Raw genomic sequence first — 23191 nt, 5'->3', positions numbered from 1 at the left:
CCGGGCCGGCCCCTAGACTGGAGCCATGCGCTCACCGAGGGCCTTCCGTCCGTTCGTGCACCGGGAATACCGTGTGCTGATAGCGGCCCTGGCCATCTCCATTTTCGGCTCCGGGATGTGGGCCGTGGCGATGGTCTACGAGGTGATCCATCTGGGCGGGGGCCCGCTGGAGCTCTCCCTCGTGGCGGCCGCGGGCAGCGTGGGCCTCGTCGCTTTCCTGCTGGCGGGCGGCATCGCGGCGGACCGGTTCCCGCAGCGGCTCCTGATCATCGCGGTGGAGGGCGCCAACCTTGCCGTGATCGCCAGCATCAGCGGGCTGGCCATGCTGGGCTGGCTGCAGCTCTGGCATCTGGCGGTAGGAGCGTTTGTGCTGGGAGTCGGGGCCGCGTTCTTCTTCCCGGCCTACTCCGCCATCCTCCCGCGGATCCTGCCGCCGGAGGACCTGCTCGCGGCCAACGGCCTGGAGGGGACCATGCGGCCCGTCCTGCAGCAGGCCGCCGGCCCGGCCGTCGCGGGCATCCTGGTGGCCGCCCTCTCCCCCGCGCACGCCGTGACGGGTGTGGCGGCCTGCCACCTGCTGGCGTTCTGCATCCTCAACCTGCTCCGGCGCGAGCCCCTCCCGGGGACCGAAAGCTTGACAGCCGCGGAAGGCGGCACTGCACCCGGCCCGCGCGCGAAGACGTCCGTGCTGCACGACCTCCGCGAGGGCGTCAGCTACACAGTCCGGACCCCCTGGCTGCTGTGGACCCTGCTGTGGGCCTGCATCTCCGTACTGTTCCTGATCGGCCCCATCGAGGTGCTCCTGCCGTTCGTGGTCCGCGATCAGCTCGGCGGCGACTCGCGCACGTTCGGCTTCCTGCTCGCGGTCATGGGCATCGGAGGCGCCGCAGCCTCGTTGGCCACTGCCTCGTTCCCGCTGCCGCGCCGCTACCTCACCGTGATGATGGTGGGCTGGGGCGCCGGCAGCCTGCCGCTCGCCGCCGTCGGCATCATGGACAGCTTCTGGGCGCTGGCGGCCGCCCTGTTCATCTTCGGCGCCACCGGCGGCATGGGCATGGTCATCTGGGGCACGCTGCTGCAGCGCCGCGTGCCGCCGCACCTGCTGGGCCGAGTCTCAAGCCTGGATTTCTTTGTCTCGCTGGCCCTGATGCCGGTCTCCATGGCCCTCGCCGGACCGGCCGCGGAGGTGATCCCGGTGGGCCTCATCTTCCTGGTCGCCGGGACCGTGTGCCCGGTCATGGCTGTCGTCGCCATGATCGCCGCGCGAATGCGGGCCGATGAACAAGCCCACCCCTTGGAGGACGGCCGCGAGAGCATCGGCGCGGACGGGAGCCCCGGCGGCACCGGGGCCCGCTCCTAAGCAACGCGGGGACAGCTAGCGCCCATGTCGGCGGGGATCATGGGAGTGACCCCGCGTTGCTATGGCGTGCTCAGACCGCCGCGCGCACGATCGGGATGGACGCCGTCGGAAGTCCGCTCGGGAAGATCGTGGGTTCCGGCTCCGCGACCGGGGCCAACGGGACCCGGACCGGGTCGCCGCCGACCGTGAACAGTTCGCCGCGCACGTCAACGTCGAGCGGTGCGCCCTCACGCACGGTCAGGCTGATGGCACCCTGGTCCAGTTCGATTTTCAGGAGCCGGCCCTGGATCTTCAGGTGGAACGACAGCCCGTCCCAGTCGGCGGGCAGGCGCGGGTCGAAGTACGGCACCTCGCCCTGGTCCCGCAGGCCCGCGAAGCCGCTGACCAGCGAACTCCAGACCCCACCGGTGGAGGCGATGTGCACGCCGTCGATCGTGTTGCCGTGTGTGTCGTCAAGGTCGATGAACAAGGCATGGGTGAAGTGGTTCAGCGCGGCCTCGCCGTAGCCCACCTCGGCCGCCATGATGCCCTGCACGCAGGCGGAGAGCGTGGAATCGCCGGTGGTGATCGGATCGTAGAAGTCGAAGGCGCGGCGCTTTTCCTCGGCGGAGAAGTCCTGCCACTGCAGGAACATGGCCAGCACGCTGTCCGCCTGCTTGAGGACCTGGTGCCGGTAGATCACCAGCGGGTGGAAGTGCAGCAGCAGCGGGTACTTGGACCGCGGCGTGCTCCAGTCCCACGGCTCCAGGGTCATGAAGTCGTTGTCCTGCGAGTGCACCTGGAGGTCCTCGTCGTAGGGCAGTTGCATCCGGGTGGCTGCCTGCTCCCAGAACTCGCGTTCGGCGTCGTCGATCTCCGGGTGGTCCAGCGCCGCCGCGGCGCGCAAGTTAAACCGCGCCATGACGTTGGTGTACAGATTGTCATTGACGACGGCTGTGTACTCGTCCGGGCCGGTGACGCCGTGGATGTGGAAGAGTCCGTCCTTGCCGAAGAAGCCCAGGGACGCCCACATCCGGGCGGTCTCGATCAGCAGCTCGGAGCCCAGGGTCTCCTGGAACTCTTGGTCGCCGCTGGCCCAGATGTAGCGGTTGGTGGCGAAAGCGATCGCGGCGGCGATGTGGAACTGGGCCGTGCCGGCGGCGTAGTAGGCGCTGGCCTCAAGGCCGTTGATGGTGCGCCAGGGGAAGAGGGCGCCGTCCACGCTGAGCTCTTTGGCGCGGATCTTGGCCTCGGGCAGCATGTTGTGGCGGAACTCGAGGACCTGGCGGGCGTTGCCCGGGCTGGTGTACGTCAGGTACGGCATCAGGTACACCTCCTGGTCCCAAAAGTAGTGCCCCTCGTAGCCTGAGCCGCTGACCCCCTTGGCCGGAATGCCGGCGACGTCGGCGCACGCCGTGGCCTGGGCCAGCTGGAAGAGGTTCCAGCGGACCCCCTGCTGGAGTTCGGTCTGCCCGGCGAGGACGATGTCGCTCGTGGTCCAGTAGTTGCGGTAGTGCGCGGCGCTTTCAGCGAAGATGTCCGCGAGCGGTTTGAGGCCGGCTTCGGCGTCGTCGGCCAGGTCCGCAGAGGCCTGCCCGACGGCGTAGCTGACGCTCTTCTCCAGCACGAACGGCTCGTCGGCGCCGACGGCCAGGACGTAGCGGACGCTGCTGTCGTCCTCGTGCACCTGGGTGTCGAAAGGCTGCACGCCGGCGTTCGTCCAGTGGTCCACGGCCAGGCCGATCCGCTGTTTGGATTCGGCCGTCTCCCAGGACAGGCGCAGCGAGCCGTCGCCGCCGTCGAGCCGTACCGGAAGCAGCACGCGCCCGGCGTGCCTGCCCGCGCGGCGCGGGTCGTGGGCCGAGTGGTCCTCCACCGGCTGGTCCTGGCGGTTGATGACCGAGGAGGTCACGTCAGCGGAGACGTCCCGGTCCGCGGCAACTTCCAGCGAGATGCCGAGCGCGCCGCGGGACTCATAGCCGACGGCCCGGCGTTCGGTGGTGGTCACAGTGGCGCCGGAGCGGCACTGCCAGGTGATCCGGCACTCGTAGACTCCGGTCGCGAAATCGACGTTCCGCCGGTAATCCAGCACGGTGGATTCGTCCAGGCTCAGGCTTTCGCCGTCGATGATCACAGTGAAGTTGTTTGCATCCGGGACGTAGAGGATCCGCTGGCCGGTACGGGCGAAGCCGTAGGCGTTCTCCGCGTGCTTGATGTCCCAGGTTTCGTGGAAGCCGTTGATGAAGCTGCCCGGCAGCTCGGCGTCGGCGGCCGCCCAGTGGGCGCCGCGGATGCCGAGGTGCCCGTTGCCCAGGCTGAAGAGCGTCTCCAGGGTGCCGGCGTTGCCGGGGAGGTGGACGGTCTCCACCAGCTGCCAGGGGTCGTTGGGGAACCGTGCGCGGTCCGAGGTGATGAGGGCCATAGTGGGGGCTTTCCTTGTGGGCGGTGAAAGTGCTGCGGTGAACGTGGCTGCCGGGCGGATGGGAAGGCTAGAGGAGCTCGTCGAGGTCGTTGACCACGAGGGTGGCGCCGGCGGCCAGCAGGGTCTGCCGGCCGGCGCCGCGATCCACGCCGATCACCGAGTGGAAACGTCCCGCGCTTCCGGCCTGGACCCCGGAGACGGCGTCCTCGACGACGACGCAGGCCTCGCTGGGCAGGCCCAGCAGCCGGGCGGCGTACTGGTAGGTGGCCGGGCTGGGCTTGCCGGGCAGTCCTTCGGCCACGGCGACGATGCCGTCAACCACCACCGGGAAATAGTCCGAGAGCCCGGCGGCCTTGAGCACGGCCGGGGCATTGCGGGAGGAGGAGACGACGGCGAGCTTGAGCCCGCGGGCCAGCGCGGCGTCAATGAACCGGACGGAACCTTCGTAGGGCTTGACGCCGCCTGCCTCGACGATGTCGTTGAAGACCTTGTTCTTGCGGTTGCCCAGGCCGTGGACGGTATTGTGCGCCGGGTCGTCATCCAGCGGGCCCTCGGGCAGCACGATGTTGCGGGAGGCCAGGAAGTCGCGGACGCCGTCGAAGCGCGGCTTGCCGTCAATATGGTCGAAGTAGTCGCTTTCGCGGTATCCGGGCGCCTCGGGGACGGTCCGGAGGAACCCGTCGAAGAGTTCCTGCCACGCACGCTCGTGCACAATTGCGGTGGGCGTCAGGACGCCGTCGAGGTCAAAGAGGATGGCGGAGGCGCTGGTCCAGCTCGATGGCGTGCTGTTGGAAATCTCAGTCATGGTCGATGGTCCTTTCAGACGGGGTATCTAAATCGGCGGGCGGGCCGGCGGCCGTTGTGTCGGGCGCACCGGGGCGGGCCCGGAAACTCTTGGACGGCGGCACCATGCGGACGGCGCAGGCCGGCCGGCGGGTAGTGGAGGGCGCCGGTCAGCGCCGGCGGCGGGTGCTCTTGCGCTCTATCAGTTTGGTCTCCAGCACGTGGCTGGACGGCGGATTCGGGAGCCCCGAGCGGTGGAGCCGGTCAATCAGCAGGTTGGCCGCGAATGCGCCCTGGTCGGCCACCGGCTGGGAGATGGTACTCAGTCCCAGGAAACAGCTCATCTGATGATCGTCTATTCCTATGATGGACACGTTCTTGGGAGCAGACAAACCAAGATCCCTCAGGGCCATGAGGGCGCCGAAGGCCGTTTCGTCGCAGCCGGCGAGGATCGCGGAGGGCATCCGGCGGTTTTCGATCAGCTCGATCATCGCCCGCCGGCCGCCCTCGATGCTGGACCCGGCGTCGAGCACCAGGTCCGGGTCGACCGTCAGGTGATGTGCGCCGAGCGCCTGTTCGAAGCCCCGCAGCCGCTCGCTGGCGGTGATGAGGGAAGGCTCACCGGTCTCGCTGCCGGAGAGCATGGCCACGTCCCAGTGGCCCAGTCCCAGCAGGTGTTCGGTGGCGGCGCGGGCCGCTGCGGCGTTGTCGATTCCGACGTTGTCCCAGGGCACGTCGTGCATGCCCACACTGGCCACGGCCAGTCCGGAGCCGGCCAGGTCAGCAAGTTCGGCTTCGCTGAGGGCGATATTGAGGAGCAGGACGCCGTCCACCCGCTGGGACAGCCCGGCCAGGTCGCCGAAGAGTTTGCGGTGCACACTTTGCCGGTTCCGGAGGCTGATCAGGACGGTGTCGTAGCCTCCGCCGGCGAACACTTCCTCTGCCGCTTCGACGGCCTGCGCGAAGAACCATGCGGTGGCGGTGGGGGCGATGATGGCAATGGAACCGGTGCTGCCGCCGGCCAGCCGGGAGGCTGCCGGGGAGGCTTTGTACCCGAGTTTCGCGGCGGCGTCGCTGACCTTGGCCTGTGCGCTGACGGAGACGTTCGGAAGGTTGCGGAGGGCCCGGGAGACGGTGCAGATGGAGAGTCCGGAGAGTGCGGCGACGTCTTGGATGGTGGCGCGCGGCGCCTTGGCCTGCAGCACGGGCTCAGCCCTTTCTTCCCCCTGAAGTCGTGGGCCGGAAACATGGCCAAGGTCGAGTGTAAACGCTTACAAAATTGGCGCGCAAGTGGATAAACAAAGAAAAGGTCCTTTGGCCCTGCCGCACCGGTGTACTGGTGGCTAGGCAGCTCCGGGTGGGCCGTCCCGGCGCAGCACGTAGTGGCGGAGGAACGCGCTGACGTCCACCAGTTCGGCCGCCGAGATGGAGTGGCCCATTCCGGGGTAGGTCCGCGCCGTGAGACTGGTGTGCGCGTGGAGCCACTCCTCGGTGTGTTCCGTGGCGGCGTCGTTGATCACAAGGTCGTCCCGGTCCCGGCCCCAGAAGAACGGCGGGCGTGACTCGAACGATTCGCTCATCGCGAGGAGTTCGTTTTCCAGGACAAAGCCGGAGAGACCGACGGCGGCCCGGAACTGCGCCGGCCGCAGCCGCAGCAGGGTGCTGGCCATGGCCATGCCCTGCGAGTAGCCGAACAGGCTGACACTGCTGTGCTGCGCCTTGACGGATTCGATCCAGTCAAAGACCGCGTTGGTGGAGGAGATGACGTCGGCGAGGTCATGGGTCAGGAAGTAGTCCAGCAGGAACCAGCCGTAGCCGTCCCCGATTTCCTTGGGCCCGCGCAGCGCGGCGCAGGTGAATGCGGGCGGCAGGGAGTCGAACAGCTTCGCCATCCGGGACTCATCCCTGCCGTAACCGTGCATCATCACCAGCAGCGGCGTGCCGGGGCGTTCGTGTTCCGGCTTGGACCAGACGACTGTCTCCATCGGAACAGCCTAGCTTTCGGTGATCACCAGCGCGGTGCTGTGCCCGCCGAAACCGAAGGCGTTGGCTATGCCCGCCTTCGCGGGCTGGCCCGACACTGTGGCCCGGATGAGGTTAAGGTCGATCCCGGCGTCGGGCTCGCCAAGGTTGCTGGTGCCCGGGACCGCCCCGGTCTTCAGGGCCTGGATCATCACGATGGCGCCGAGCGCCCCGGCTCCGCCGAGGAGGTGCCCGGTGAGGGATTTGGTCGACGTGACGGGAACCTGGTTCCCCAATACGGCATTGATGGCTTCCGCCTCCAGGCGGTCACCCACGGGCGTGGACGTCGCGTGGGCGTGGACCAGGCCGATGTCCCCGGCGCCAAGTCCGGCCGCCGCGATCGCCTTTTCCATAACCCGGCGCTGCATGGCGGGATCAGCAGCGACGATGTCGACGGCGTCGGATGTCACCGCGGTCCCGGCCACGACGCCTAGGATGTCGGCCCCGCGGGCCCGGGCGTGGTCTTCACGCTCCAGGACCAGGATCGCGGCCCCCTCGGCCAGCACGAATCCGTCCCGGTCCCGGTCGAAGGGCCGGGACGCGGACTGCGGGTCCCCGTTGCGGGTGGACAGCGCCCGGATCTGCGCGAACCCGCTGACGATCAGGCCGTTGATGCAGGAATCCACGCCGCCGGCGATGACGACGTCGGCCGCCCCCGCCCGGATCATGTCGGCCGCCTGCGAGATGGCCTCGGCCCCGGAGGCGCAGGCGCTCACCGGGGTTCTGGCCCCGCCTTTGGCGCCTACCTCCATGGACACCCAGGCCGCCGGCGCGTTGACCATGATCCGGGTGAGGGTATGCGGGGATACCCTGCGCGGGCCGCTGGCATCCAGCGTCCGGGCCTGCTCCAGGGTGGTGTCCAGGCCGCCGTAGCCGGAACCGATCACCACAGCCAGCCGCTCCGGGTCAGCCTCGGGACGGCCGGCCTGTGCCCACGCTTCCCGGGCCGCGATCAGGGCCAGATGCCCGCAGCGGTCCATCCTCTTGTATTCGGGGGTGGTGAGCTGCGAAGCGACGTCAACGCCCACCCGGCCGGCCATGCGGACGGGGAGGCCCTGCGCCCAGTCCTCCTCCAGCGCCGCGATTCCGGAACGTCCGGCCAGCAGCGCGGCCCAGGTCTCGGGCGCGGTCCCGCCCACAGGGGTGACCGCACCGAGTCCGGTGACAACAACTCTGGGAGAAACTTCAGGCATGGGTACCGGCATTCTGTGAGGCCCTTCGGGCGGCCCGCGGGGACTGCAGGGTCGGCGGGTGTGCGGGGCGTGTGGCGAGCGGGAAGTGACGGCTTGCGGGCGGGGCGTGTGGCGGGCGGGAAGGGCGTGTGGCGACGGCTTGCGGGGGGACGGCAGGCGCGGGGCTGCCGCGATGCACCTTTTAAGAGTACGGGGATCCTGCGCCCGGGGCCGCCTCGGTGTCGCGACTGTGAATCCGCCACGGAATCGGACAACCGCACCCCGGATCCGCGCCGCGGTTGTCCAAAACCGCCGCGGAAAAGACTTTGACGTGCGGAAACTGCCGGAGTGGCGCAACGCGAATCGTTGAAACTACACACACCGGGCTGTAGCGTGACGGTGGACAGCATGCTTAGCAATGCCTATCCGTCCCACCGGACACAAGGAGCAAGTCATGAGAATCGGTTCCTCCATCTTCCTTATCGCCCTGGGCGCCATCCTGGCCTGGGCCATCGCCCCCGGACTGATCCCCAACGTGGACCAGACCATGGTGGGCTACATCCTGATGGCGGTGGGCGTGATCGGGCTGATCGCATCCCTGGTCCTGGCCTCCCCGGGACGCAGCCGCACCCGCCGGGTGAGCGAAACCCGCTCCGTCGTGGACCCCAACACCGGCGAAACCATCACCCGGAACGAGAGCCGCGACGCCGGCATCTAGTCCCGGCGGGCCGCAGTGAGCCCAACGAACAATCCCGACGCCGGGCCGGACCTCCAGGAGGTCTGGCCCGGCGTCTGCCGTTTGCCCCCTCCCCGGCGCGAAGACTGGACATGTCCCCCGAGCCCGCAAACCCACGAGGATGGACATGCCCCACGCCTGCTGCCACGGGTGAACATAACCCCCACCTGCCCACTCCCCGGCGCGAAGAGTGGGCATGTCCCCCCGGGAGCCCGTGAACACCCGATGCGGACATGCCCCGCGATTCAGACCCCGGCTGGACATAGTCCCCACATGTCCACTCTCCGGCGCGAAGACCGGACATGTCCCCCGGGGGCCAGGGTGACTTTTCTGCGTTCATGTTGTTTTCCATTGACAAACCAACAGATTCAAAGATAAAGTCAATCAACTCCACCGCATGTGATGGCTATCACGGAAGTGGCAGGAAGGCCCGCAGTACTGACACAAGGGAGAGCCAGTGTTCGCCGAGGAACGCCAACAGTTGATTGTTGGGCTCATCACTGCCAGTGGCCGCGCCAGCGTCACGGACCTCGCCGAGCGCTTCAGCATCACCACCGAGACGGTCCGCCGGGATCTCGCCGCCCTCGAAGCCGCCGGCAGTGTGCGCCGGGTCCACGGCGGCGCGGTGTCCCCGGACCGCTTCAGCACAAACGAGGAGAGCATCCTGGTCCGGACCGACCAGCGGCAGCCGGAAAAGATCCGGATCGCCGAGGCCGCCCTGGCGCTCATCCCGCAGGACGGCACCGGCAGCGTCCTGATCGACGCCGGATCCACCACCGAGTCCCTCGCGGAGCTCCTGGCCGCCCGGACGGCAGCAACCACCGCGATCTCGGGCCCCGTCCCGGAGCTCGTGGTCATCACCCACTCCCTGCCCATCGCGGCCAGGCTGTCCGCCGAACCCGGCATCGCCCTGCATCTGCTGGGCGGGAAGGTCCGCGGACTGACCCAGGCCGCCGTTGGCCAGTCCACCGTCGAAGCCGCCCGCCGGATCCGCCCGGACATCGCCTTCATTGGCACCAACGGCATCCACGCAGCCTTCGGGCTGAGCACTCCCGATCCTGAAGAAGCCGCTGTCAAGGCTGCCTTCGTCCAATCAGCACGCCGCATAGTGGTGTTGGCTGATTCCTCCAAGCTGGACGCCGAAACCCTGGTCCAGTTCGCCTCGTTGAAAGATCTGGACACCTTGATCACTGACACGAAACCCAGCCCGGACCTGGCCGACGCCCTCGCGGACGCCGGAGTGGAGGTGGTGGTCGCATGATCGTCACCCTGACCGCCAACCCGAGCCTGGACCGCACCGTGGCGTTGCCCGGACCCCTGCTCCGCGGCGAAGTCCAGCGGGCCGTCTCCGTCCGGCAGGAATCCGGCGGCAAGGGAGTCAACGTCTCCCGCGCCCTCGTCGCCTCCGGCATGACAACAGTCGCCGTGCTCCCCGGAGCCGAAGCGGACCCCGTCCTCGCTGGGCTCCGGGCAGGCGACGTCCCCTTCGCCGCCCTCCCGATCGGCGAGCCTCTGCGCAGCAACGTGGCGCTCACCGAGCCCGGCGGCGTCACCACCAAAATCAACGAACCCGGCCCGGTTCTCAGCGCAGACCAGCAGGAAGCCCTGATCGGGCTGCTGCTGGACCGCTCCCGCGGCGCCAGCTGGGTTGTCCTGGCCGGGTCACTCCCACCCGGGGTCCCGGCCGACTTCTACGCCACCGTCACCCGGCGGCTGCGCTCCATGGATCACGGCAACGAGGCTCCCCTCATCGCCGTCGATTCCTCCGGCGAACCGCTCGCCGCCGCGATCTCCGGCGATGCGCTGGGGAAACCGGATCTCCTTAAACCCAACGCCGAGGAACTGGTGGAACTGGCCGCCGCAGCCGGATTCGCCACCAACAAGTCCGCCGAGGAACTCGAAGCGGATCCGGAGGCAGCCGCGGTTGCCGCCGCCGCCGTCGTGCGTTCCGGGGTGGGTGCCGTGCTGGCAACACTCGGGTCCAAGGGTGCGGTGCTTGTGACGGCCGACGGCGCGTGGCTGGCCACGCATCCGCCGGTCACTGCGGTGAGCACGGTAGGCGCCGGCGATTCCTCGCTGGCCGGCTACCTGCTCGCCTCCGGCCAGGGCGCCGCCCCGGCCGATTGCCTCCGTCAGGCCGTGGCCCACGGTGCCGCCGCCGCTTCCCTGCCGGGCTCCACAGTCCCGGCAGTCCACCAAACCACCCCCGATGCCGTAACCATCACGGCCCTCCGGAAGGATTGACAGTGACTCAGCTCATTACTACCGAACTGGTCGAGCTCGACCAGAACCTGGGCAGCTCGCCCGAGGACGTGATCCGGCACCTGGCAGGCAAAGTTGCAGCCAACGGCCGCGCCACAGAAGTTGAAGGCCTCTTCGCCGACGCCTTCGCCCGTGAATCCAAGACCGCCACCGGCGTCCCGGGCGGCATCGCCATCCCGCATTGCCGCTCGACGGCGGTCACCGAACCGACGCTCGTAATGGCCCGGCTCTCCCAGCCGGTGGACTTTGGCGCCAAGGACGGTCCCGCGGACCTGATCTTCTTCATCGCGGCCCCCGAAGGCGCGGACCAGGAGCACCTCAAGCTACTCTCCAAGCTGGCCCGCTCCCTGATCAAAAAAGACTTCACCGCGGCCCTGCGCGCCGCCGGCTCCGAGGCCGAGGTGGTTGAGCTCGTGGAAGGCGCCCTCGCGGACAAGCCGGCGGCGCCGGCGGCAGCTGCCGCCACCGGCGTCACTGCGGGCGCAACCGCCGACGCAAACGGCGAACCGGCCCCCTCCGAAGCGGCCCGTCCCAAGCGCCTGGTCGCCGTCACCGCGTGCCCCACCGGCATCGCCCACACCTACATGGCCGCCGATTCGCTTGTGGCCGCGGCAAAGGAAGTCGGCGTCGACCTGCAGGTGGAGACGCAGGGGTCCTCCGGCGCCAAGGCGCTGGACCCCGCCGTGATCGCCGCCGCCGACGCCGTGATCTTCGCCGTGGACGTGGATGTGCGCGGCAAGGAGCGTTTCGCCGGCAAGCCGGTCATCAACGCGCCGGTCAAGCGTGGCATCGACGAGCCGGACAAGATGGTTCAGGAGGCCCTCGCCGCTGCGGACAACCCCAACGCCCGCCGCGTCCCGCACTTCGGTGAGGACCAGGCGCAGCAGGAGGCCGAGGAGAAGGGCGAGCACTTCGGCACCAGACTGAAGAAGGCGCTGCTCACGGGCGTCAGCTACATGATCCCGTTCGTGGCAGGCGGCGGCCTGCTGATCGCCCTCGGCTTCCTGTTGGGCGGTTATGACATCACCGCTTTCGCGGACAAGATCCTGGCGGAGAACAGCCTCACCAATCTGCCGACCGAATACCCGGAACTCGCCTGGGGCCCGCTGGGCGCCTACCTGGGTGCCGTGATGTTCAAGATCGGCGCCCTGTCACTGGGCTTCCTCGTCCCTGCACTGTCCGGCTACATCGCGTACGCCCTCGCTGACCGGCCCGGCATTGCCCCGGGCTTCGTCGCCGGCGCCGTTGCCGTCTTTATGGGTGCCGGATTCATTGGTGGCATTGTGGGCGGCCTGATCGCCGGCTATGTGGCACACGCGATCGGAAAGCTCAATGTGGCCCGCTGGCTGCGCGGCCTGATGCCGGTGGTTATTATCCCGCTCGTGGCATCGTTCGTGGCATCGGGCATTCTGTTCGTTTTCCTGGGCGCCTACATTGCCTCGATCACCGCCGGGCTCAACAACTTCCTTGCCGGCCTCACCGGCGCCAGCGCCATCGCCCTCGGCGTCATCCTGGGCCTGATGATGTGCTTCGACCTCGGCGGACCGGTCAACAAGGTTGCTTACTCCTTCGCCGTCGCCGGCCTCGGCGCCGCCTCTGTCGCCAACCAGGCCCCGTGGCAGATCATGGCAGCCGTCATGGCCGCCGGCATGGTCCCGCCGCTGGCCATGGCACTCGCCTCCACCGTGCTGAACAAGAAGCTCTTCAGCCTGGCAGAGCAGGAAAACGGCAAGGCGGCCTGGCTGCTGGGAGCGTCCTTCATCTCCGAAGGCGCCATCCCGTTCGCCGCCGCGGACCCGCTCCGCGTCATCCCCGCCAGCATGCTCGGCGGCGCCGTGACGGGCGCCATCTCCATGGCAGCCGGGGTGGGATCGAAGGCCCCGCACGGCGGAATCTTCGTCTTCTTCGCGATCGACAACTTCCTGATGTTCGTTGTCGCCATCGCAGCCGGAACCGTCGTCACGGCCTTCGCAATCATCGGGCTCAAGCGCTACGCAGTCAAGAAGCCGGTTGATACGGTGGAACAGGTTCCCGTAGCCGCCTGAGCCGTCCAGAAAAACCTTCCTGGCTGATATTCCCCAAGCTGAAACCAAGGAGCAACAATGACCGAACGTAACGCCACCATTGCCAGCCGCGTCGGGCTGCACGCCCGACCGGCCGCGATCTTTGCCGAGGCTGCAGGCGAGTTCGATCTCGAAATCACCATTGCCCGCCTGGGCGAACCCGTTGACGAGGCCATGGATGCCGCAAGCATCCTGTCCCTCATGAGCCTGGGCGCGTCCCACGGCGAAGTTGTGGTGCTGCGCGCCGAGGGCGATGGCGCCGACGCCGCCCTGGAGCGTCTGGTCCAGATCCTCGAAACGGACCACGACGCCGAATAGCGTCACCGTCCGGCGACGCTGCCACCGGCTCCGAGGCCCGGTCGAACCCTGAAGAGGGTGCGGCCGGGCTTCTGCGTTCCGGCACCCTCGGGGGTTCCCGGGAAATTCCTCAGCAAACTTAGTAACTGCTTGTCACGGCCCGGCCGCGCCGCTAGTTTGGAAACCACGGCACCACCACCCGTGGGCTGCCGCAGGACCAGTTCCCGGCCGAAGGAGACGCCCCGTGGCAACCGTGCAGCACAGCATCGAAGTCGACGTTCCCGTGTCCACCGCGTACAACCAATGGACCCAGTTCGAAACCTTTCCCGAGTTCATGAAAGGGGTCGCGGCCGTCGAACAGATCGACGAGACCTCCCTCCAGTTCCGCACCGACATCGCCGGCGTCCGTCGCGAATACTTCGCCCAGATCACCGAGCAGACGCCCGACCGGAAAATCGCTTGGGTCAGCACGGACAAGCCGCGCAACGCCGGGACCGTGACGTTCGAACCCCTCGGTGCCGAGCGCGCCCGGGTCAACGTGGAACTGGAGTGGGAGCCCGAGGGGCTCATGGAAAAGGCCGGCTCGGCCGTCGGTGCGGACAGCCGCCAGGTCACCGCGGACCTCGGCCGCTTCAAAGAGTTCATCGAATCCCGCGGCATCGAAACCGGCGAATGGCGGTCCTCGGTGGCCCGGGGCGAAGTGGAAGACACCACCGGCGGCCCCGACATCCAGCCAGGGAGGTAGCCGTGCCCACGAAAAAGAACGGCCCGCGGGGCGCCGAGAGCCCCAGCATCAAGGATCCGGAACTCTACGAAGAGCTGCTGGAGGACGGGGCGTCGAAGCAGAAGGCCGCCCGCATCTCCAACGCCGCCGCCAAGAAGGGCCGGTCGGCCGTGGGCCGCAAGGGCGGGAATGCCGGTGACTACGAGGACTGGACCGTCCCCCAGTTGAAGGCGCGCGCCAAGGAGATCGGCCTCAAAGGCTACTCGGCGAAGAAGAAAAGCGAGCTCATTTCCGCGCTCAGGAACTCCTGATCCCGGTGGCCGCCGGCCGGACCGGCTCCCGCTCAGGCCTCCTTGCGTGCGGCCCCATCGGCAGTCTTCGCGGCGGCAGCCTTCGGGGATGCCTTCGTGCCGCCGGTTTTCGCGGTGGTTTTGGCGGTGGTTTTCGTGCCGGCTTTGGGAGCGGCCCGGGAGGCCGACTTGGGCGCGGCCTTGGCCGCCGTCGACTTCGCGGCGGGCCTGGCGGCGGATTTGGCAGTGGATCCGGCGGTGGGCTTCCCGGTGGATTTGGCGGAGTCCGCTCCGGACACTGCCCCTCCCCCGCGTTTCTTCTCCAGGCTCCGCTTGAGCGCCTCCATCAGGTCGATCACCTCGCCACTGCCGGCCTCGGCCGCCGCGACGCCGAAGGTCTCCTCGGTGTCCAGGGACTCCCCCTTCTCCAGCTTCGCCTCGATGAGCTGGCGCAGCTGCAGCTGGTAGTCGTCGGTGAACTGGTCCGGCTCGAAGTCCGCCGCCATCGAGTCCACCAGCGCCGCGGACATCTCGCGTTCCTGCGCGGAGATGCGGATGGTGGTTTCGAGCGCGGGGAAGCTGGCCTCCCGTACCTCATCGGCCCAGAGCAACGACTGCAGGACCAGGACGTCTCCGCGGATCCGCAGGGCCCCCAGCCGGGTCTTGTCCCGCAAGGCGAACTGGACGATGGCCACCCGGTCGGTGTCCTCCAGCGCCCGCCGCAGCAGCACATAGGCCTTGGGCGACTTGGAGTCGGGCTCAAGGTAGTAGCTCTTCTCGAACGTCATCGGGTCCAGCTGCTCGGCCGGCACGAACTGCACCACGTCAATCTCGTGGCTGTTCTCGGCCGGGATGGACTTCAGCTCCTCGCGGCTGAGGACCACCGTCCGCCCGTCGTCCTCGTAGGCCTTGTCGATGTCCTCGTAGTCCACGATCTTGCTGCAGACCTCGCAGCGGCGCTGGTACCGGATCCGGCCGCCGTCGGCATTGTGGACCTGGTGGAGGCTGATGTCGTGGTCTTCGGTCGCGCTATAGACCTTGACGGGCACGTTGACCAGCCCGAACGCTATCGCGCCTTTCCAGATGGCTCTCATGGATCAAGTGAACATCACAGTTGCAGGCAGGTGAAGACCTTTGACTGAAACCACGCCGGCCGGCGGCAGGGAGCGTGTCCGGGTTGCCGGCCGCGAAATGGTTATCACCAACCTGGACAAGGTCATGTATCCGGAGACGGGCACCACGAAGGCCGACGTCCTGGCCTATTACGCCGCGGTGGCGCCGGTCCTGATTCCGGCTGCGGCGAACCGCCCGGCCACCCGGAAACGCTGGGTGCACGGCGTCGGGACCGCCGATGCCCCTGGCGAGATGTTCTTCCAGAAGAACCTGGACCATTCGACGCCGGGGTGGGTGCCGCGGGCGTCCATCACCCACAAGGACCGCACCATCCAGTACCCGCTGGTCAATGATCCGGCCACCCTGGCCTGGCTCGCCCAGATCGCGGCCCTCGAGATCCATGTCCCTCAGTGGCGCGTGGATTCCCACGGCAACCAGATGCCTCCGGACCGGCTGGTGCTGGATCTGGATCCAGGCGAAGGGGCCGGGCTGGCCGAATGTGTTGAGGTGGCGAAGCTCGCCCGCACCATCCTGGAGGACGTGGGACTGGAGCCCGTACCCGTGACCAGCGGGAGCAAGGGCATCCACCTGTACGCCGCGCTCGACGGCACACAGAGCTCGGAGCAGATCTCCGAGTTCGCCCACGAACTGGCACGTTCACTGGAGGCCGACCACCCGGAGCTTGCCGTGAGTGACATGAAGAAGACGCTGCGCACCGGCAAGGTCCTGGTGGACTGGAGCCAGAACAGCGCCGCAAAGACCACTATCGTGCCCTATTCCCTGCGGGGCCGGCTCCGGCCCACGGTGGCGGCACCCCGGACCTGGCGCGAACTCAGCTCGCCGTCCCTGCACCAGCTCGACTACCAGGAGGTCCTGCAGCGGGTGAAGTCCGGCAAAGATCCCTTCGCCGTCATCTCCGGCAAGCGGCCGGGAGCCCAGCCGGGTCCCCAGCGGGACGGCCCCGGCGCCGCGGCGGCAACCGGCGACGGCGGTGACACCGATCCGCGGCTGGAGACGTACCGCGCCAAGCGGGACGCGGCGTCCACCCCGGAGCCGTTCACGGCCGAGCGCCACCGTGCAGGCGCGGAAGGAGCGGAACCCGGCGACGGCACGCTGCGGGAGAAGTTCGTTATCCAGGAACACCACGCCAGCCGGCTGCACTACGATTTCCGGTTGGAGCGCGACGGCGTGCTGGTGTCCTGGGCGCTGCCCAAGGGTGTCCCCACGTCCAAGACGAAGAACCACCTCGCGGTCCAGACCGAGGACCACCCGATGGACTACGCCGACTTCGAAGGCACCATCCCCAAGGGCCAATACGGCGCCGGGACCATCAGCATCTGGGACCACGGGTACTACGAGTGCGAGAAGTGGATGGCGGGCAAGGAAGTGATTGCCACCCTCACCGGACAGGACGACGGCGGGCTGGGCGGCGCCCGCAGGTTCGCCCTGATCCACACCGGCCGGGGCGACGACCAGTGGCTCATCCATCTGATGGACCCCCTCGCCGCGAAGGACTCGAAGGCGGGGCGGACCGCCCCGCCGCAGGACGATGAAGCGGATGCCGCCACAGCGCCGGCCGGTGGCCAGCCCGCCACCCTGGTTCCTGAGGACTTCAAGCCGATGCTGGCCAGCGCCGGGAGCATTTCCGACCTCCCGGACAAGGACTGGCAGTTTGAGCTCAAGTGGGACGGGGTGCGGGCCCTGATCGTCGGGGACGCGAAGTCCATCCGACTGATCAGCCGCAACGGCAACGACATGTCCGCCGCGTATCCGGAGCTGACGGACCGCACCTGCTGGCCGGAGCAGGATTTCATCGCCGACGGCGAGATCATCGCCGTCGGCCCGTCGGGGCGTCCCGACTTCGGGCTGCTGCAGGGGCGGATGAAGCTTACGAGGGCCGCCGACGTCGCGAAGGCGCGGGCGTCGACGCCGGTGCGGCTGATGCTGTTCGACCTTCTCGCCGAGCATGGCAAGGACCTCCGCCGTCTCCCGCTCAGCAAGCGCCGGACCGGGCTGGAAGCGTTTTTCACCCCCTCCGACTGCCCGGTGGAACTCTCCGGGCTGATCGACGGCGATATCCGGCACATCCTGGAAAGTGCCGAGGAGCTGGGGCTCGAGGGCGTGATGGCCAAGCGCACGGACGGCCGCTACGTCGGGCAGCGCAGCAGGTCCTGGCTCAAGCTCAAGTTCGAGCGCACCCAGGAGGTGGTGGTCGGCGGCTGGCGGCCGGGCAAGGGCGAGCGCGGGCAGTCCGTGGGCTCTCTCCTGCTGGGGATCCCGGACGGATCCAGGCTGCGCTACGTGGGACGGGTGGGCAGTGGCTTCAGTGCCCGCGAGCTACTGGAACTGCGCCAGCAGCTCGATGCGCTGCCGCGGAAGACCTCGCCGTTCAGCGACGTGCCGGCAGCCGACGCCTCGGACGCTCACTGGGTGAGCCCCAGACTGGTCGGCGAGGTCACCTACGGGGAATGGACCGGCAGCGGCAAGCTCCGGCATCCGGTCTGGCGCGGATGGCGGCTGGATAAGGAGCCGGGGGACGTGGTGGTGGAGGACGGCTGAGGGCAGCGAAAAGCCCGGGCCAACCGTTGCGGGTTGACCCGGGCTGATGCCGACCGGATTAATGCCGCCGGCCTGTAGCGCCGACCCGTGACCGCGGGCGGCGGTCAGGAGGAGTGCGGGGTGTCCGGCGGGGTGATCCGGTGAACCGCGTTCACCGCGGCCCCCTGAGCCAGCCGGCCGTGCTTGACGTCGTGTTCCTTGGGGTGGCGGTGTTTGCCGTTGCCGTCCGGCCACTGCTGCCCCCCGGCTGCGGAAGGCGGGGCGGGGCGTTTGGTTTCCGGGCCGGGCGCCTCATCCATGGACTCCGCCAGATGACTGGCAACCTCGGGATTGATGTCGTCTCCGAACTGGTGTTCCGCCATTGCTCTTCCTTCCGCTGTCGAATTACGCCGTCGAAATAAGCTGTGAAATGAAGTGTCCAACAATCGTAGGTCGGCGGCCTTGCGTTGTCTGTAGGGCTACCAGCGGACTTTCTTTTCCGTCGGACCCTGCTTGCCGCTGACGTGCGTGGGCTTGTGGCTGTGGCCAACACTTTGTGAGCCGGCGCCGCCCCGCGACTTGCTGGCGAGCATCTCCTTCTGGGCGTCGGTGAGGCGCGACTTGATGCCTTTCCCCTGCCCCTCCTTGGGCTGGGACGTGCCGTCCCCTTCGGCCCCGCTGTTGGTGCTCTTCTCGGTCTCTTTGCCAGTCATGGACTGTTCTCCTTGTGCGGCTTGGTGATCAGTGCTGCGCTGACTTCAACCCTAAGCGCATTCCTGATCCCGTGGGTACCCCCTTTTTCGCGGTGCAGCGAGGTCTCGGAGGGTCAGCCGGGAGTGGGACGGCCCCGTCCCGGGAAGCCTGATTTGGGCCGGAAAACCGGCTCGAGGCCGCGCCGCGGGGAAAAATTTTGCGGCGGCCACGCTGGAGGCCGGGGTTTCCCAGCATTGGCGCGGCGAAATGGCGGAAAAGATATCCGCCATTTCACCCCTGATCGGGGTCGAAACACCGGATGATACGGCACGAAACTCGGAAACACCATAGAAATCACGTAAAATTGAAAGCCTGCCCAGAGCGGGGCAGCTACAAGTCGCAAGCAAATGACCTCCATAGGAGCGGCCCAAATGCCCAAAGACCGAAGCACGACCGACTCTTCAGCAGGCGTTTTGAACGCCAGCGGAACCAACCAAGCCGCACCCTCGGGTGCGAAGAAACCTAAGCTGCGTACGCGGCGTCGGCTCAAAGAGTCCGACGTCAACGTCGTCAACAAGCCGATGCTCAAGAAGGCACTCGGCGGCACCATCGTGGGTAACACCATGGAGTGGTACGACGTCGGCGTGTTCGGCTACCTGATCACCACCATGGGACCGGTGTTCCTGCCTGAGGCGGACAAGAGCGTTCAGACGCTGTTCCTGCTGGGAACGTTTGCCGCCACCTTCATTGCCCGCCCCCTCGGCGGAGTCATCTTCGGCTGGCTCGGCGACAAGGTGGGCCGCCAGAAGGTCCTCGCCTGGACCCTGATGCTGATGGCTGCCAGTACTTTCGCCGTCGGCCTGCTGCCCGGCTACGCGCAGATCGGCATGTGGGCTGCGGCCCTGCTGGTGCTGCTCAAGCTCGTGCAGGGATTCTCCACCGGCGGCGAGTACGCCGGTGCCACAACCTTCGTAAGCGAATACTCCCCGGACAAGCGCCGCGGCTTCTTCGCCAGCTTCCTGGACATGGGCAGCTACCTCGGCTTCGCCCTCGGCGCCGCACTGGTTTCCGGACTGCAGCTGACCCTCGGCCAGAGCACCATGGAGGAGTGGGGCTGGCGGATCCCGTTCCTGATCGCCGGCCCGCTGGGCCTGATCGCGATCTACTTCCGTAACAAGATCGAGGAATCCCCCCAGTTCCAGGCCACCCTGGACGCCCAGGAAAACGTCGCCAAGGACGCTGCTGCCTCTGACGCTGCCGCATCCAAGGGCCCGGTGGGCATCGTGAAGGCCTACTGGCGTTCACTGATCGTCGCCATGATCCTGGTGGCAGCCGCGAACACCGCAGGCTATGCCCTGACGTCCTACATGCCGACGTACCTCACCGAGTCCAAGGGCTACGATCCGGTGCACGGCACCCTGCTGACCATCCCCGTGCTGGTCATCATGAGCCTCTGCATTCCGCTCACGGGGAAGCTGTCCGACCGGATTGGCCGCCGCCCCGTGCTGTGGATCGGTGCGCTCAGCACCGTGGTCCTGGCCGCCCCGGCGTTTATGCTGATCGGCGTCGGAGAAATCTGGTCCACCCTCCTGGGCCTGGGCCTGATCGCTTTCCCGGTGACGTTCTACGTGGCGAACCTGGCCTCGGCCCTGCCGGCGCAGTTCCCGACGGCGAGCCGTTACGGCGCCATGGGCATCGCGTACAACTTCTCCGTAGCCATCTTCGGCGGCACCACGCCCTTCATCGTTGCCGCCCTCATCGGCGCCACCGGCGATGACATGATGCCCGCCTACTACCTGATGGCCACCTCGGCGATCGGTGCAGTCGCGATTTACTTCCTGAAGGAATCGGCCCAGCGCCCGCTGCCGGGTTCCATGCCCAGCGTGGACACGCAGGCCGAGGCCAAGGAAATCGTTGCGAACCAGGACGAGAACCCGCTGATCGACCTCGTGGAGATGGACATGCCCTTCACCACAACCGCCGGTACGGGTGCTGATCCGACGGCACCGCGGGACACCGAAAAGGTTCCTGTCTAAGCCTGAGCTTGCCCTTCTGGCAGCCCGGTCCGGTTCATCCTGAGCCCGGCCGGCTAACCCAGGCTCTGTAGCAAAGTCCCGCCCGTTGAGGCCTGCCTTGTGTGATTACCCGTTGGGGGAACCACACAAGGCAGGCCTTAGGCGTGTCCGGTTGCAGGCCCTGCACCTGTCCCGTCCGGTCCCAGCCTGAAAAATTGGAGGCACCATGCAATCCCTCGGCGCGCATTTCCGCACGCTTCACAGCCTGGCACCGGCCAACAGGGACCACGCCTCGGCAGCGCGCGTTGCCGTCGGAGTCGCCGTCCCGTCCCTCGCACTCCTCGCCGCGGGCCGCCCGGAGCTGATGATCTATGCGGTGTTCGGTGCCCTGACCGGCATGTACGGTCGGAACGAGCCGCATCAACTGCGCCTCACGCACCAGGGCCAGGCGGCCTTCCTGCTCGTCGGCGGGCTGGCAGTCGGTGTCTTCCTTTCAATAGACCAGCTCCATTCCTGGGTGCTCGTCGTCACCGAAACCTTGCTGGCAGCAGCGGGTTCCCTCTTCGCGGACAAGGTCGCGCTGAAGCCCGCCGGCCCGTTCTTCGGGATTTTGGCACTCGGCGCCTGCGCCTCCGTTCCCACAACGGTGCACTGGCACACGGCGGTCCTGATCGGCGCCCTGTCGGCCGCCTGGTCCATGGTCGTGGGGTTCGGCGGCTGGGTGCGGGGCAGGGCGTGGGAACGCGGCGCGGAACGTGATGTCCCTGCCCTGCGCGGGGCCAGGCGCCGGTCAGCCTGGATCCATGCCGGCCGGTACCTTACCGCCGTCGGCGCGGCCGGCTCCGTCGGAGTCCTGAGCGGAAGCGGGCACCCGCACTGGGCCATGGCGGCCGCCGCCGTCCCCTTGGCGGGGGCGGATATGCCAAGCAGTGTGCACCGCGGCCTGCACCGGATTGTTGGCACCCTGGCGGGCCTTGTGGTGGTTGCTGTGGTGTTGTTCCCGTGGGACTTCTCCCCCCTCCGTTCTTTCCCCGGGCACGAGGCCGCCGTCCTGGCCCTCTTGGTGATAGGACTGCAATTCACCACGGAACTCTTCATGACCAGGCACTACGGGCTGGCTATGGTGTCCTTCACTCCCGTGATCCTGCTGATCACACAGCTGGCCGCACCGTCCGACCCCTACATTCTGGTGACCGAGCGCGCCGCCGAAACCCTGCTGGGCGCCCTGACGGGCATACTCGTCGTCGTGCTGATCCGCCGACGGCGGTGACGGCCCCTGCCGCCGGAGCGGCAGGCCGCACGGCCGCTCCCCCTTCCGCGGAACCCGGCGGGAGCGGCCGCAGCGGCCGCAGCGGGCGGGCCGGCTATTGCGGTTCGGCGGCCAGGAGCTCGGCGTGCTCCTCCGGCGTCAGGTCCTTTTGCCCGTCCATGACCGGAGGCGGGGAGAGCTTGTACGCGGCGTAGTACAAGCCGCCTGCGAGTGCCATGGTGATCAGCGGGGTGAGCTGCGAGACCACGGGCAGCGCTGTCTGCTCGGTCAGCAGGATGCCGGCGGCGGAGGCGATCACCCATGCGATGGCTCCGGCTGTCACTGGCTTCAGCCGCCCCGGCCGGACTTCCGGAAGGTACCGCTCCTCTTTCCAGTTGATGGCGATGTACGTCAGTGCGATCGCAACCCAGGCCGTGACAAAGACTCCCTGCCAGGCGAGCGCCTTCAGCAGGTAGCTCAGCACATCCGTGAGCATCAGCAGGTACGCCAGGATGCCGGAGACGATCACCCAGACATACCGTGGCAGGTTCAGGCCGAACGCCCGGTGGGCGAAGGCCGAGAGGTTTGTCGACGCGAGGAAGTAGTTGGCCGTGTTGATGCGGGTCTGCGAGATGAAGATGACCAGCACGCCCCAGATTCCCAGCGACGAAATGAAGGCCGTGACCACACCCGTCTCCGAGGCCTCGAGTCCCCAGGCACTCATGATGTAGATGCCGACGAGGCCGTTCAGGCCGAAGGTGAAGGCATAGAACACCCAGCCGAAGGTGACGCTGCCCAGGAACCTCCGGTCCTCGCGCTTGCCCATCCGGGCGTAGTCAAAGGTGTACATCATCATGATGTACACCCCCATGTAGATCAGATAGGACGTCAGCCAGCCGGGCAGCGCGGAGCTGGCCGCGGCCTCGCCGATCCAGTTGGTGGGGACTCCTTGGAGCACCGTCGCGGCGATCACCACGGCAACGAGCCCCGCGAAATAGAACGGGAGCAGGAAGCCGTTGAGCCGGTCCAGCCAGTGCTGGACGCCACCGACCGCCAGGGGAATGGCATAGATCACCACCGCGGCGTACCAGATCAGGATGTCGCCGCCAAAGTACTCGTGGAAAGCGACGGCGATGATGGAACCTTCAAAGACGGCGTAGTAGATGGCCGTCGCTGCGAAGATCAGTGACGCAAGCGCCGAGCCCAGCAGCCCGAACAGGGTGCGGGAGAAGACACTCACGGTCAGTCCGGTCCGGGCGGCGTAGCGCGAGAGCACCAGGTTGATGAGCCCGTAGGTGGCGATAGTGAGGACCATGCCGATGATGGTGTTCGGCACCCCCACGGCACCTGCCGAGGCGACGGCCACGTAGATCCAGAACATGGCCGAAAACAGGGCCCACCAGGCCATTGTCAGCGACCATTTGCCGACCCGCTGATCCGCGGGCATTACTAGATTTGAGTACGACAAGGCGA

The 23191-nt window shown here is 67.7% G+C and carries 20 protein-coding genes; 11 read left to right on the top strand and 9 right to left on the bottom strand.

Annotated features, from left to right (window positions below; translation table 11 throughout):
• The first annotated feature begins 25 nt into the window (after positions 1–25).
• The gene (locus tag AC6EUH_RS04430; RefSeq protein WP_056428050.1) at positions 26–1360 is read left to right on the top strand and encodes an MFS transporter; all 1335 of its coding nucleotides are present in this window, start codon (positions 26–28) and stop codon (positions 1358–1360) included.
• A 70-nt stretch (positions 1361–1430) separates the two neighbouring features.
• Here AC6EUH_RS04430 and AC6EUH_RS04425 read toward each other — a convergent pair whose 3' ends face one another.
• From AC6EUH_RS04425 to AC6EUH_RS04405, 5 genes are all read right to left on the bottom strand, one after another.
• Positions 1431–3761 (bottom strand): glycoside hydrolase family 65 protein, encoded by a 2331-nt coding sequence (locus tag AC6EUH_RS04425; RefSeq protein ID WP_056428051.1) that lies wholly within the window; start codon positions 3759–3761, stop codon positions 1431–1433.
• Between the two features lie 67 nt (positions 3762–3828).
• On the bottom strand, positions 3829–4566 hold the full coding sequence (locus AC6EUH_RS04420) for an HAD family hydrolase (protein ID WP_056428054.1): 738 nt from the start codon (positions 4564–4566) through the stop codon (positions 3829–3831).
• Between the two features lie 148 nt (positions 4567–4714).
• On the bottom strand, positions 4715–5749 hold the full coding sequence (locus tag AC6EUH_RS04415) for a LacI family DNA-binding transcriptional regulator (RefSeq protein WP_056428056.1): 1035 nt from the start codon (positions 5747–5749) through the stop codon (positions 4715–4717).
• 138 nt (positions 5750–5887) lie between these two features.
• Complete coding sequence (locus AC6EUH_RS04410) at positions 5888–6529, bottom strand: alpha/beta hydrolase (RefSeq protein ID WP_499737907.1); 642 nt, start codon at positions 6527–6529, stop codon at positions 5888–5890.
• A 9-nt stretch (positions 6530–6538) separates the two neighbouring features.
• Positions 6539–7759 (bottom strand): beta-ketoacyl-[acyl-carrier-protein] synthase family protein, encoded by a 1221-nt coding sequence (locus AC6EUH_RS04405; protein ID WP_056428058.1) that lies wholly within the window; start codon positions 7757–7759, stop codon positions 6539–6541.
• A gap of 433 nt (positions 7760–8192) precedes the next feature.
• Here AC6EUH_RS04405 and AC6EUH_RS04400 point away from each other — a divergent pair, with 433 nt between their 5' ends.
• From AC6EUH_RS04400 to AC6EUH_RS04370, 7 genes are all read left to right on the top strand, one after another.
• Positions 8193–8456, top strand: a complete 264-nt coding sequence (locus tag AC6EUH_RS04400; protein ID WP_056428060.1) for a DUF6458 family protein — start codon at positions 8193–8195, stop codon at positions 8454–8456.
• Positions 8457–8931: 475 nt separating this feature from the next.
• Complete coding sequence (locus tag AC6EUH_RS04395; protein WP_499737906.1) at positions 8932–9735, top strand: DeoR/GlpR family DNA-binding transcription regulator; 804 nt, start codon at positions 8932–8934, stop codon at positions 9733–9735.
• The gene (locus AC6EUH_RS04390) at positions 9732–10718 is read left to right on the top strand and encodes a 1-phosphofructokinase family hexose kinase (protein WP_056428066.1); all 987 of its coding nucleotides are present in this window, start codon (positions 9732–9734) and stop codon (positions 10716–10718) included. Before AC6EUH_RS04395 ends, AC6EUH_RS04390 begins: the two co-directional genes overlap by 4 nt.
• A 2-nt stretch (positions 10719–10720) precedes the next feature.
• Positions 10721–12781: a PTS fructose transporter subunit IIABC gene (locus AC6EUH_RS04385; RefSeq protein WP_499737905.1), complete on the top strand. Its 2061-nt coding sequence runs from the start codon at positions 10721–10723 to the stop codon at positions 12779–12781.
• A 57-nt stretch (positions 12782–12838) separates the two neighbouring features.
• Positions 12839–13117, top strand: coding sequence for an HPr family phosphocarrier protein (locus tag AC6EUH_RS04380; RefSeq protein ID WP_056428072.1), 279 nt, complete (start codon positions 12839–12841; stop codon positions 13115–13117).
• Positions 13118–13340: 223 nt separating this feature from the next.
• Positions 13341–13841, top strand: a complete 501-nt coding sequence (locus tag AC6EUH_RS04375) for an SRPBCC family protein (protein WP_499737904.1) — start codon at positions 13341–13343, stop codon at positions 13839–13841.
• Positions 13842–13843: 2 nt separating this feature from the next.
• Positions 13844–14131: a DUF7218 family protein gene (locus tag AC6EUH_RS04370; protein ID WP_056428077.1), complete on the top strand. Its 288-nt coding sequence runs from the start codon at positions 13844–13846 to the stop codon at positions 14129–14131.
• Between the two features lie 32 nt (positions 14132–14163).
• On the opposite strand, the gene ku is transcribed toward AC6EUH_RS04370, so the two are convergent.
• Positions 14164–15204, bottom strand: coding sequence for a non-homologous end joining protein Ku (gene ku / locus AC6EUH_RS04365; protein WP_056428079.1), 1041 nt, complete (start codon positions 15202–15204; stop codon positions 14164–14166).
• 97 nt (positions 15205–15301) lie between these two features.
• Between ku and AC6EUH_RS04360 the strand changes: the two genes are divergently transcribed.
• Complete coding sequence (locus AC6EUH_RS04360) at positions 15302–17782, top strand: ATP-dependent DNA ligase (protein WP_499737976.1); 2481 nt, start codon at positions 15302–15304, stop codon at positions 17780–17782.
• Positions 17783–17886: 104 nt separating this feature from the next.
• Here the strand turns inward: AC6EUH_RS04360 and AC6EUH_RS04355 are convergent, their stop codons facing one another.
• On the bottom strand, positions 17887–18144 hold the full coding sequence (locus AC6EUH_RS04355; RefSeq protein WP_056428082.1) for a hypothetical protein: 258 nt from the start codon (positions 18142–18144) through the stop codon (positions 17887–17889).
• 96 nt (positions 18145–18240) lie between these two features.
• Entirely contained in the window at positions 18241–18474 is a 234-nt protein-coding gene (locus AC6EUH_RS04350; RefSeq protein WP_056428085.1) for a hypothetical protein, read from the bottom strand.
• 411 nt (positions 18475–18885) lie between these two features.
• Here AC6EUH_RS04350 and AC6EUH_RS04345 point away from each other — a divergent pair, with 411 nt between their 5' ends.
• Complete coding sequence (locus AC6EUH_RS04345) at positions 18886–20490, top strand: MFS transporter (RefSeq protein ID WP_056428088.1); 1605 nt, start codon at positions 18886–18888, stop codon at positions 20488–20490.
• Between the two features lie 205 nt (positions 20491–20695).
• Positions 20696–21739, top strand: a complete 1044-nt coding sequence (locus AC6EUH_RS04340) for an FUSC family protein (protein ID WP_056428089.1) — start codon at positions 20696–20698, stop codon at positions 21737–21739.
• Between the two features lie 94 nt (positions 21740–21833).
• Here AC6EUH_RS04340 and AC6EUH_RS04335 read toward each other — a convergent pair whose 3' ends face one another.
• Positions 21834–23165, bottom strand: coding sequence for a purine-cytosine permease family protein (locus AC6EUH_RS04335; protein ID WP_056428090.1), 1332 nt, complete (start codon positions 23163–23165; stop codon positions 21834–21836).
• Positions 23166–23191 lie beyond the last annotated feature (26 nt).

Source organism: Arthrobacter sp. 001422645, assembly GCF_059816125.1.
This window is presented reverse-complemented; position numbering and strand designations above follow the sequence as displayed.

What these genes read in the sequence shown, in the direction of transcription:
- AC6EUH_RS04345 (WP_056428088.1), top strand. Translation starts at nt 18,886, where the DNA reads ATGCCCAAAGACCGAAGCACGACCGACTCTTCAGCAGGCGTTTTGAAC.
- AC6EUH_RS04360 (WP_499737976.1), top strand. Translation starts at nt 15,302, where the DNA reads ATGGTTATCACCAACCTGGACAAGGTCATGTATCCGGAGACGGGCACC.
- AC6EUH_RS04405 (WP_056428058.1), bottom strand. Translation starts at nt 7,759, where the DNA reads ATGCCTGAAGTTTCTCCCAGAGTTGTTGTCACCGGACTCGGTGCGGTC.
- AC6EUH_RS04380 (WP_056428072.1), top strand. Translation starts at nt 12,839, where the DNA reads ATGACCGAACGTAACGCCACCATTGCCAGCCGCGTCGGGCTGCACGCC.
- AC6EUH_RS04390 (WP_056428066.1), top strand. Translation starts at nt 9,732, where the DNA reads ATGATCGTCACCCTGACCGCCAACCCGAGCCTGGACCGCACCGTGGCG.
- AC6EUH_RS04425 (WP_056428051.1), bottom strand. Translation starts at nt 3,761, where the DNA reads ATGGCCCTCATCACCTCGGACCGCGCACGGTTCCCCAACGACCCCTGG.
- AC6EUH_RS04420 (WP_056428054.1), bottom strand. Translation starts at nt 4,566, where the DNA reads ATGACTGAGATTTCCAACAGCACGCCATCGAGCTGGACCAGCGCCTCC.
- AC6EUH_RS04400 (WP_056428060.1), top strand. Translation starts at nt 8,193, where the DNA reads ATGAGAATCGGTTCCTCCATCTTCCTTATCGCCCTGGGCGCCATCCTG.
- ku (WP_056428079.1), bottom strand. Translation starts at nt 15,204, where the DNA reads ATGAGAGCCATCTGGAAAGGCGCGATAGCGTTCGGGCTGGTCAACGTG.
- AC6EUH_RS04350 (WP_056428085.1), bottom strand. Translation starts at nt 18,474, where the DNA reads ATGACTGGCAAAGAGACCGAGAAGAGCACCAACAGCGGGGCCGAAGGG.
- AC6EUH_RS04340 (WP_056428089.1), top strand. Translation starts at nt 20,696, where the DNA reads ATGCAATCCCTCGGCGCGCATTTCCGCACGCTTCACAGCCTGGCACCG.
- AC6EUH_RS04335 (WP_056428090.1), bottom strand. Translation starts at nt 23,165, where the DNA reads ATGCCCGCGGATCAGCGGGTCGGCAAATGGTCGCTGACAATGGCCTGG.
- AC6EUH_RS04430 (WP_056428050.1), top strand. Translation starts at nt 26, where the DNA reads ATGCGCTCACCGAGGGCCTTCCGTCCGTTCGTGCACCGGGAATACCGT.
- AC6EUH_RS04355 (WP_056428082.1), bottom strand. Translation starts at nt 18,144, where the DNA reads ATGGCGGAACACCAGTTCGGAGACGACATCAATCCCGAGGTTGCCAGT.
- AC6EUH_RS04410 (WP_499737907.1), bottom strand. Translation starts at nt 6,529, where the DNA reads ATGGAGACAGTCGTCTGGTCCAAGCCGGAACACGAACGCCCCGGCACG.